Source organism: Microbacterium sp. Bi128 (assembly GCF_918698205.1).
This window is the reverse complement of the sequence record NZ_CAKKMM010000157.1, coordinates 1-8,539: the sequence shown is the minus strand read 5'-3', so window position 1 is coordinate 8,539 and position 8,539 is coordinate 1. Positions and strand designations below refer to the sequence as shown.

The following is an 8,539-nucleotide window of genomic DNA, read 5'->3' as shown; positions in this document are numbered from 1 at the left end:
CCGGTCGCGGCCGTGCAGCTGATCGTCGTCGCGACAACGACGGGTCTGACGATGGGGGCCAACGGTCCGCTGCACACGAGCCTGCTCGCCGCGGCCGGAGTGATCACCGCGATCCCGCTGCTGCTCTTCGCCGCCGGAGCGCGCCGTGCTCCCCTCACCGTGATGGGGCTCATCCAGTTCGTCGCACCGATCATCCAGTTCGTCATCGGGGTGTCGGTTCTGCACGAGCCGATGACGGTCGAGCGCTGGATCGGGTTCTCGCTCGTCTGGCTCGCGCTGATCATGCTGAGCGTCGATTCGCTCGTCGCCGCGCGGCGACGCCGTCCGCTTGTATCGGATGTCGCCGAGCCCGTCTAGAGGGCGTTATGACGCCGTGACCTCGGCGACGCACATCGTTAACGAACGGCAACACGACGAAAACGTGGAGGAGATTAGGTTTAGGACACCAGACGGCACCCCTGTGCCGTCGAACGTTCATCCACAGCAAGGAGCACTATGAGCGTCTTCACGCGTACGCGTGCCGGCAAGGCCCTGGGCGGTCTCGCCCTGGTCGGTGCCAGCGCGCTCGTCCTCGCCGGTTGCGCCGGTGGTGGCGGCGACGCCGCCGCGCCCAGCGCATCATCCGGCGGAGGCGCCGTGTCCACCGCTGACGGGGTCTTCCACGTCGGCACCATCCTGCCCGCCACCGGAAACCTCGCCTTCCTCGGCCCGCCCGAGGTCGCCGGTGTCAAGCTCGCGATCCAGGACATCGAGGCCACGGGCGACGCGTTCCCGTTCACGACGGAACTCACCGAGCGCGACTCGGGTGACACCACGACCGACATCGCCACCCAGTCGGCGACCGAGCTCGTCGACGCCGGTGCCGACGTCGTCATCGGTGCGGCGTCGTCCGGTGTGTCGTTCACGTTCATCGACCAGCTGGTCAACGCGGGCGTCGTCCAGATCTCGCCGGCCAACACGTCGCCCGACTTCACCACCTACGCCGACGACGGGTACTACTGGCGTACCGCTCCCTCGGACGTCCTCCAGGGGCGCGTCCTCGGTAACCTCATGACCGGCGACGGCGCCGCCAACGTGGGTGTCATCTACATCAACGACCCCTACGGCATCGGCCTGAAGGACAACGCGACCAAGGCCATCGAGGCCGCCGGTGGCGAGGTCTCGGTCGCCGTCCCGTACAACCCGGGCGACACCGTCTTCACGTCGCAGGTCGACCAGCTCCTGGCATCCAAGCCCGACGCGATCGCCGTGATCGCGTTCGAGGAGACCTCGTCGATCATCCCGCAGCTGGTCAACACCCAGGGCTTCCCGGGATCGAAGGTGTACTTCGTCGACGGCAACCTGTCCAACTCGTACGAGTTCCAGGCGGGCACGCTCCAGGGAGCCAAGGGCACCCTGCCCGGCAACCCGGCCGACACCGAGTTCCAGAGCCGACTCCTCACGGTCGACCCCGCGCTCACCGACTTCAGCTACGCGCCGGAGTCCTACGACGCGGTCATCGTCGCGGCCCTCGCCGCTGCGCAGGCCAAGGACGACTCGGGCACGGCGATTCGCGACAACCTGAAGTCGGTCACCGAGGGTGGCGAGAAGTGCACCACCTTCGCCGACTGCCTCGCGCTGATCAACGACGGCAAGGACGTCGACTACGACGGTGTCTCCGGCCCGATCACGTTCGACGACAACGGTGACCCGACCGAGGCGTACATCGGCATCTACCAGTACGGTGCCGACAACAAGTACACCCTGCTGAACACGGAGTTCGGTTCGCTCAACGAGTGACCTGACCCCGAGACAAGGGCCCGGATGCCACGGCATCCGGGCCCTTGTCTGTTCCGCCACGACCGCGAGACTTCACCGGGCTGACATCTCCACTGCAGCCTGCGGCGGTTTCGTCAGCCGGATGCCGTCTCGGGGTGGGAGCCGCCGCTCGACAGGCCGCACGCCTCCGCGGCGAAGGTCAACAGGGCGTCGGCGACCTTCTGCGGGCGTTCGAGCGACACGACGACCTCGCGCCCGTCGACACGGGCGACGAGGTCGAACAGCGTGCCGACCTTGTCCTCCGCGATCGCGTGCGGATCGCAGCGGCGGGAGGCCACGGCGACGGTGAGCGTCGAGGGCGCCTCGCCGGCCGTCACGGGTCACGGACTCCGTACGACGCGCCGCCCACTCGGCGGGCGTCGACAGCGCGGCAGACGTGAGCGTGGCCGCGACGACGGTGACGGCCGCGTCCGAGCCGTTGGTGAGCCGCAGCTGCAGCCGACCGGGAACGATGTCACCGCGCTGCTGGACGACCGAGACGGTCAGGCCCGCCGGGAGGGCGGGCGGAGGGTCCGCCGAGCATCCCGCGAGGGCGGCACCCACCAGGGTGAGTGCCGCCCCCGCGGGACGCCGACGGATCAGACCTCGGTCTCCCGGGCGTCGCGCTTGGCGTCCTCGTCGGCCGCCAGGGTGCCGAGGTACAGCTCGATGACGCGGGGGTCGGTGAGCAACTCGCGGCCGGTGCCGGTGTAGGCGTCCTTGCCCTGATCGAGCACGTAGGCCCGGTGGCAGATCTGCAGGCAGCGGCGCGCGTTCTGCTCGACCATGATGATCGTCACGCCCGCACGGTTGATCTCGGCGACCCGGAGGAACGTCTCGTCCTGGCGCACCGGCGAGAGGCCGGCGGAGGGCTCGTCGAGAAGCAGGACCGACGGGTCCATCATGAGCGCGCGGCCCATCGCGACCATCTGGCGCTCGCCGCCCGAGAGCGAGCCGGCGCGTTGACGGCGACGCTTGGCGAGTTCGGGGAACAGGCCGGTCACGAACTCGAAGCGTTCCGAGAAGACCTTGGGGCGTTGGAACAGCCCCATCTGCAGGTTCTCTTCGATCGACAGGCTCGGGAACACGTTGTTGTTCTGGGGGACCATCCCCACGCCCTTGCCGACGAGCTTGTCGGCCTTGAGAGAGGTGATGTCCTCACCGTTGAGCAGCACGGCTCCACCGCGGATCTTGACTTGACCGAAGATGGCCTTCAGGAGCGTGGACTTTCCCGCGCCGTTCGGCCCGATGATCCCGATGAGGTCGCCCTGGTAGGCGTCGACCGAGCAGCCGTTCAGGATGTTCACCCCGGGCAGGTAGCCGGCGACGAGGTCGTCGGTGCGCAGCACCGCAGTGCGGGTGGCGGTGGCGGTCATCGGAGCTTTCCGTCCTTCTCGTCGGCGGCGATCTCGGAATCTGCCTCGGCCGCGGCCTCGGCCTCGATCGTCGCGAGCTGCGAGGTGGTCATGTCGCCGAGGTCGGTGTCGTGGTGGGCGCCGAGGTAGGCGTCGATGACGGCCTGATCGCTCATCACGGTCTCGGGCGGTCCTTCGGCGACCACCCGGCCTTCGGCCATGACGACGACCCAGTCGGAGATGTGGCGGACCATGTGCATGTCGTGCTCGACGAACAGCACGGTCATGCCTTCGCTCTTGAGGTCGAGGATGTGACCCAGCAGGCTCTGCGTGAGGGCGGGGTTCACGCCGGCCATCGGCTCGTCGAGCATGACGAGCTTCGGGTCGCTCATGAGGGCGCGAGCCATCTCGAGGAGCTTGCGCTGACCGCCCGAGAGCGACGCCGCGAAGTCCTCGCGCTTGGCATCCAGCTTGAACCGGCGCAGCAGATCGTCGGCGCGTTCGGTGTTCGCCTTCTCCTGCGAACGCCAGATCGACGGGATCATCGCGCGGAAGATGTTCTCGCCCTTCTGGTCGCGGGCGCCGAGCAGCATGTTCTGCAGCACCGACAGGCGGCCGAGCGACTTGGTCAGCTGGAACGTGCGGACCATGCCCTTGCGCGACACCTTGAACGCGGCGACGCCCGCGAGGTTGGACCCCTCGAAGCTCCAGCGTCCGGTGTTGGGCTTGTCGAAGCCGGTGAGCAGGTTGAACAGCGTCGTCTTGCCGGCGCCGTTCGGGCCGATCAGGGCCGTGATCTGTCCGCGGGGGATCTCGAGGTGCTCGACATCGACGGCCTTGAGACCGCCGAACTGCCGCGTGACACCGTCGGCGACGACGATCGGGTCGACCTTCGCGCAGCCGGGGCCGACCTCGCCCTTCACCAGGGGGTGGGTGACGGTCGTGTCAGACATTGAACGACAGCTCCTTCTTGTTGCCGAAGATGCCCTGCGGCCGGAAGATGACCAGGAGCATCAGCCCGATCCCGACGATGATGAAGCGCACCTGCCCGGCCTGGGTGGTGCTCATGAAGCCCAGGATGCCGACGTCCCGCAGTCCCACGATGATGCCGTTCGACAGCGACAGCAGCACCCAGAACAGTGCGGCGCCCACGATGGGTCCGAGCAGCGTCGCGGCGCCGCCCAGCAGCAGTGCGGTCCAGATGAAGAACGTCAGCGCCGTGCCGTAGTTCCCGGGCTGGACGGCCCGAGGGAGGATGAACACGACGCCGGCGAGCCCGCCCATGACGCCACCGAGCACGAGCGCCTGCATCTTGTAGGAGTACACGTTCTTGCCGAGGCTACGCACCGCGTCCTCGTCCTCGCGGATGCCCTTCACCACGCGCCCCCAGGGGCTGCGCATGAGGATCCAGACGAGAAGCGTCGCGAGGATCACGAGACCCCAGCCGAACACGCGCACCCACCAGTCGTTGGCGGAATAGGTCCAGGGGCCGATTCCGTACGTGCCCTCGGGCAGGGGGTTCAGACCCTGGAAATCGCGGTTGTAGCCGTTGAGGCCCTGCGAGCCGCCGGTGATGTCGGTGAGCCCCACGGTCGACACGATGTAGCGCACGATCTCCGCCGCGGCGATGGTGACGATCGCGAGGTAGTCGGCCCGCAGACGCAGGGTCGGGATACCGAGGATGAACGCGAACACGACCGAGGCGACGATCGCGATGAGGATCGCCAGCCACACCGGGGCGCCCAGCGACAGGGTCGAGATGGCGAAGGCGTACGCACCGACGGCCATGAAGCCCGCTTGACCGAAGTTGAGCAGACCCGCGTAGCCGAAGTGGACGCTGAGTCCGATCGCGGCGAGGGCGTAGGCCGCGGTGGTCGGGCTGATGAGCTCGCCCGCGGCGTTGTTGAGAATCGAAAGCCAGTCCATGTCGTTCTTCCTCAGCCGATCCGCTCTTTACGACCGAGCACACCTTGGGGCCGGAACAGCAGCACGCCGATGAGCACGATCAAGGCCACCGCGTACCGGAGGTCCGGGGGGATGACGATGGTGGACAGTTCCGTGATGATGCCGATGATGAGCGAGCCGACGAGCGCGCCGAACGCGCTGCCCAGACCACCCAGGGTCACCGCCGCGAACAGCAGGAGCAGGATCGCGAAGCCCATGTCCCACGTGACGCCGCGGTAGAGCCCGTAGAGCACGCCCGACAGGCCGGTCAGCGCGCCCGCCAGGACCCAGACGATGCGGATCACGCGGTCGACGTTGATGCCGGATGCCGCGGCGAGCGACGCGTTGTCGCTGACGGCGCGCGTGGCCTTGCCGATGCGGGTGCGGGTCAGGAAGTAGGCCACGGCGGCGAGCATGACGACGCTGACGCCCATGCTGATGAGCGAGGTGAGCGTGATCGTCACCGGCCCGATCGTGACGTTTTCGGTGATGCCGGTGTCGATGTTGCGCGTCCCCCCGTCGAAGAAATAGAGGTACAGGTACCGCAGCACGATCGAGAGGCCGATCGTGACGATCAATACTTGGACGAGCCCGACGCCGCGTTTGCGGAGAGGCTTGAAGAGCACGGCATCCTGGGTCCATCCGAGCGCGGCGGACAGCGCCACGGTGAGCAGGACCGCCAGCAGGAGGTTCCACCCCATCGACGTGAACACGTAGAAGATGATCGCGCCGAAGGTGAGCATCTCGCCGTGGGCGAAGTTGTTGACGCCCGTCGTCCCGAAGATCAGCGAGATGCCGATCGCGGCGAGGGCGAGCAGCAGACCGAAATTGAGGCCGTAGATGAACCTCGAGAACAACGTGTCCCAGATCGAGCCGGTCGCGGTCGTGCCCTCGCCGGTCGGGAAGAGCACGTTCACCGTGTTGGTGGTGCCCACCGTCACGTCGCGACTGACGTTGTCGGGGTCGCGCGGAGCGACGCCGTCGGGCAGCGTGTCGACCTGCAGGGTCGCCGTATACGAGCCGGGTCCGGGGACGGACACCGACCATCGGCCGTCGGAGCGGGTGGTGCCGATCTCCGAGAAACCGGAGCCCTCGACGGCGATCTCGACGCCCTCCACCGGCTCGCCGTCGGCCTGGATGATGCCGCCGATGGTGAATTGCGTCGAGATGTCGCCCGTGCCCGGGGTGGCCGCGGGGGTCGGTGTCGTCTGTGCGCTGGCCGGGGCGGCCAGCAAAAGACTCAGGACAGCGACGGCGCTGGCCAGGAGCGAGACGAGGAGGGCTAGACGGGGAAGGGATCGCGATCGTGTCGCGGTGGGGGAGGAATGACCCACGGAGTCTCCAGTTCGGCAACGCTGACGATGTCGTCGTCAGCTTCGACGATCGACGGTACGAGCGTAATGTGTCGTTCGTGTTTCGGCTCGTCGCCGTTAGCGAACCGTGTCATCGCCTTTGCGTTTGCCGGACAGGCCCGGGGAATGAAACAACCGCCCCCGACGCTTAGAATTCAGAGCGGAGCGCCGTGCGCGCACCGGCCGACGTCGTCCCTTTTCGAACAGGCGCCGCGTGCGCAGGAGGATCCATGGAGCAGCACGACCCCTTCGGTTTCATCGGACTGACGTATGACGACGTCCTCCTTCTTCCAGGGCACACGGACGTCATCCCCAGCGAAGCCGACACGTCGTCGAGACTCACCCGGCGCATCACCGTGGCAACCCCCCTCCTCTCGTCCGCGATGGACACGGTGACCGAGGCGCGCATGGCGATCGCGATCGCGCGTCAGGGCGGGATCGGCATCGTCCACCGCAACCTCTCGATCGAGGACCAGGCCGGCATCGTCGACCAGGTCAAGCGCAGCGAGTCGGGCATGGTCTCGAACCCCATCACCACGACCCCGGATGCCACCGTCGCCGAGGTGGACGCGATGTGCGCGCAGTACCGCATCTCGGGTCTGCCGGTCATCGACCCCGACGGCGTGCTCGTCGGCATCATCACGAACCGCGACATGCGCTTCGTCTCGGGATTCGAGCGTCAGACCACGCTGGTGAAGGACGTCATGACGAAGGACGGTCTCATCACCGGCCCCGTCGGCATCCACGCCAACGACGTCATCGCCACTTTCGCGAAGCACCGTGTCGAGAAGCTCCCCCTCGTCGACGAAGACGGCAAGCTCGCCGGACTCATCACCATCAAGGACTTCGACAAGAGCGAGAAGTACCCCCTCGCTACCAAGGACGAGCAGGGTCGTCTGCGGGTCGGCGCGGCGATCGGTTTCTTCGGTGACGCGTGGCAGCGCGCCGAGGCGCTGCGCGATGCGGGCGTCGACGTGCTCGTCGTCGACACCGCCAACGGTCAGTCGGCGGGCGTCATCGACATCGTCCGTCGTCTCAAGGCCGACGAGTCCTTCGCCCACGTCGACGTCATCGGCGGCAACGTCGCCACGCGCGAGGGTGCTCAGGCGCTCATCGACGCGGGTGTGGATGCCGTGAAGGTCGGCGTCGGCCCGGGGTCGATCTGCACCACCCGCGTGGTCGCGGGCGTCGGCGTGCCGCAGGTCACCGCGATCTACGAGGCCGCTCAGGCCGCGATCCCCGCCGGTGTCCCGGTCATCGCCGACGGCGGACTGCAGTACTCGGGCGACATCGCCAAGGCCCTCGTCGCCGGAGCCGACACCGTGATGCTCGGCTCGCTCCTGGCGGGCACCGACGAGTCGCCGGGCGAGATCGTGTTCCAGGGCGGCAAGCAGTTCAAGCAGTACCGGGGCATGGGCTCGCTGGGCGCGCTGCAGACCCGTGGCAAGAAGACCTCGTACTCCAAGGACCGCTACTTCCAGGCCGACGTCCCCAGTGACGACAAGCTCATCCCCGAGGGCATCGAGGGCCAGGTCCCGTACCGCGGCCCCGTGGCGGCTGTCGCGTACCAGCTCATCGGCGGCCTCCGCCAGTCCATGTTCTACGTCGGTGCGCGCACCGTCGAAGAGCTGAAGTCCAAGGGCAAGTTCGTGCGCATCACTTCGGCGGGCCTGAAGGAGTCGCACCCGCACGACGTGCAGATCGTCGTCGAGGCACCGAACTACAAGAAGTAGGTCACGTGCGAGGGGCCGGGCGGGCGACTGCCCGGCCCCTCGACGTTCCGCGGCGCGACGCTACGCTGTCCGCATGATCCGGCGCACGCGGCATCCTGAGGCCACCGTCTCGGCGCGACGGGCCGAGGCGTACACGGACGGCGTCTTCGCTATCGCGGCCACGCTGCTCGTGCTCGGACTCACCTCGCAGTCGCTGGGCACCGTGAACTCGGACGCCGATCTCGTCGCGGCGCTCGGGGCGCTGTTGCATCCGGTGTTCTCGTTCGTCATCAGCTTCCTCATCCTGTGCATCATGTGGATGACGCACGTGCGGCAGTTCGAGTGGATCGTCCGCATCGACCAGGCCGGACTGTGGATC

The 8,539-nt window shown here is 67.6% G+C and carries 9 protein-coding genes; 4 read left to right on the top strand and 5 right to left on the bottom strand.

Annotated elements, in window-relative coordinates:
- Both LQV45_RS12625 and LQV45_RS12620 read left to right on the top strand, forming a co-directional pair.
- Positions 1-357: EamA family transporter (locus tag LQV45_RS12625; protein ID WP_230007330.1), on the top strand; the 357-nt coding region annotated here is incomplete at its 5' end.
- A gap of 138 nt (positions 358-495) precedes the next feature.
- Positions 496-1,779, top strand: coding sequence for an ABC transporter substrate-binding protein (locus tag LQV45_RS12620; protein WP_230007329.1), 1,284 nt, complete (start codon positions 496-498; stop codon positions 1,777-1,779).
- A gap of 113 nt (positions 1,780-1,892) precedes the next feature.
- On the opposite strand, the gene LQV45_RS12615 is transcribed toward LQV45_RS12620, so the two are convergent.
- From LQV45_RS12615 to LQV45_RS12595, 5 genes are all read right to left on the bottom strand, one after another.
- Positions 1,893-2,135 carry a hypothetical protein gene (locus LQV45_RS12615; protein ID WP_230007328.1) on the bottom strand — a complete coding sequence of 81 codons (243 nt, stop codon included), beginning with the start codon at positions 2,133-2,135 and terminating at the stop codon, positions 1,893-1,895.
- A gap of 261 nt (positions 2,136-2,396) precedes the next feature.
- Entirely contained in the window at positions 2,397-3,173 is a 777-nt protein-coding gene (locus LQV45_RS12610) for an ABC transporter ATP-binding protein (RefSeq protein ID WP_230007327.1), read from the bottom strand.
- Positions 3,170-4,105, bottom strand: coding sequence for an ABC transporter ATP-binding protein (locus LQV45_RS12605; protein ID WP_230007326.1), 936 nt, complete (start codon positions 4,103-4,105; stop codon positions 3,170-3,172). Before LQV45_RS12605 ends, LQV45_RS12610 begins: the two co-directional genes overlap by 4 nt.
- On the bottom strand, positions 4,098-5,078 hold the full coding sequence (locus LQV45_RS12600; protein ID WP_230007325.1) for a branched-chain amino acid ABC transporter permease: 981 nt from the start codon (positions 5,076-5,078) through the stop codon (positions 4,098-4,100). Before LQV45_RS12600 ends, LQV45_RS12605 begins: the two co-directional genes overlap by 8 nt.
- Before the next feature lie 11 nt (positions 5,079-5,089).
- Entirely contained in the window at positions 5,090-6,430 is a 1,341-nt protein-coding gene (locus LQV45_RS12595; protein ID WP_230007324.1) for a branched-chain amino acid ABC transporter permease, read from the bottom strand.
- A 248-nt stretch (positions 6,431-6,678) separates the two neighbouring features.
- Here LQV45_RS12595 and guaB point away from each other — a divergent pair, with 248 nt between their 5' ends.
- Together guaB and LQV45_RS12585 are read left to right on the top strand one after the other, a co-directional pair.
- Positions 6,679-8,181, top strand: coding sequence for an IMP dehydrogenase (guaB, locus tag LQV45_RS12590; protein ID WP_138177437.1), 1,503 nt, complete (start codon positions 6,679-6,681; stop codon positions 8,179-8,181).
- Between the two features lie 73 nt (positions 8,182-8,254).
- A partial coding sequence (locus LQV45_RS12585; RefSeq protein WP_230007323.1) for a TMEM175 family protein occupies positions 8,255-8,539 on the top strand: 285 nt, incomplete at its 3' end.

Bases quoted from the DNA above. Each gene is read 5' to 3' on its own strand.
- LQV45_RS12620 (WP_230007329.1), top strand. From the start codon at position 496: ATGAGCGTCTTCACGCGTACGCGTGCCGGCAAGGCCCTGGGCGGTCTC.
- LQV45_RS12610 (WP_230007327.1), bottom strand. From the start codon at position 3,173: ATGACCGCCACCGCCACCCGCACTGCGGTGCTGCGCACCGACGACCTC.
- LQV45_RS12605 (WP_230007326.1), bottom strand. From the start codon at position 4,105: ATGTCTGACACGACCGTCACCCACCCCCTGGTGAAGGGCGAGGTCGGC.
- LQV45_RS12600 (WP_230007325.1), bottom strand. From the start codon at position 5,078: ATGGACTGGCTTTCGATTCTCAACAACGCCGCGGGCGAGCTCATCAGC.
- guaB (WP_138177437.1), top strand. From the start codon at position 6,679: ATGGAGCAGCACGACCCCTTCGGTTTCATCGGACTGACGTATGACGAC.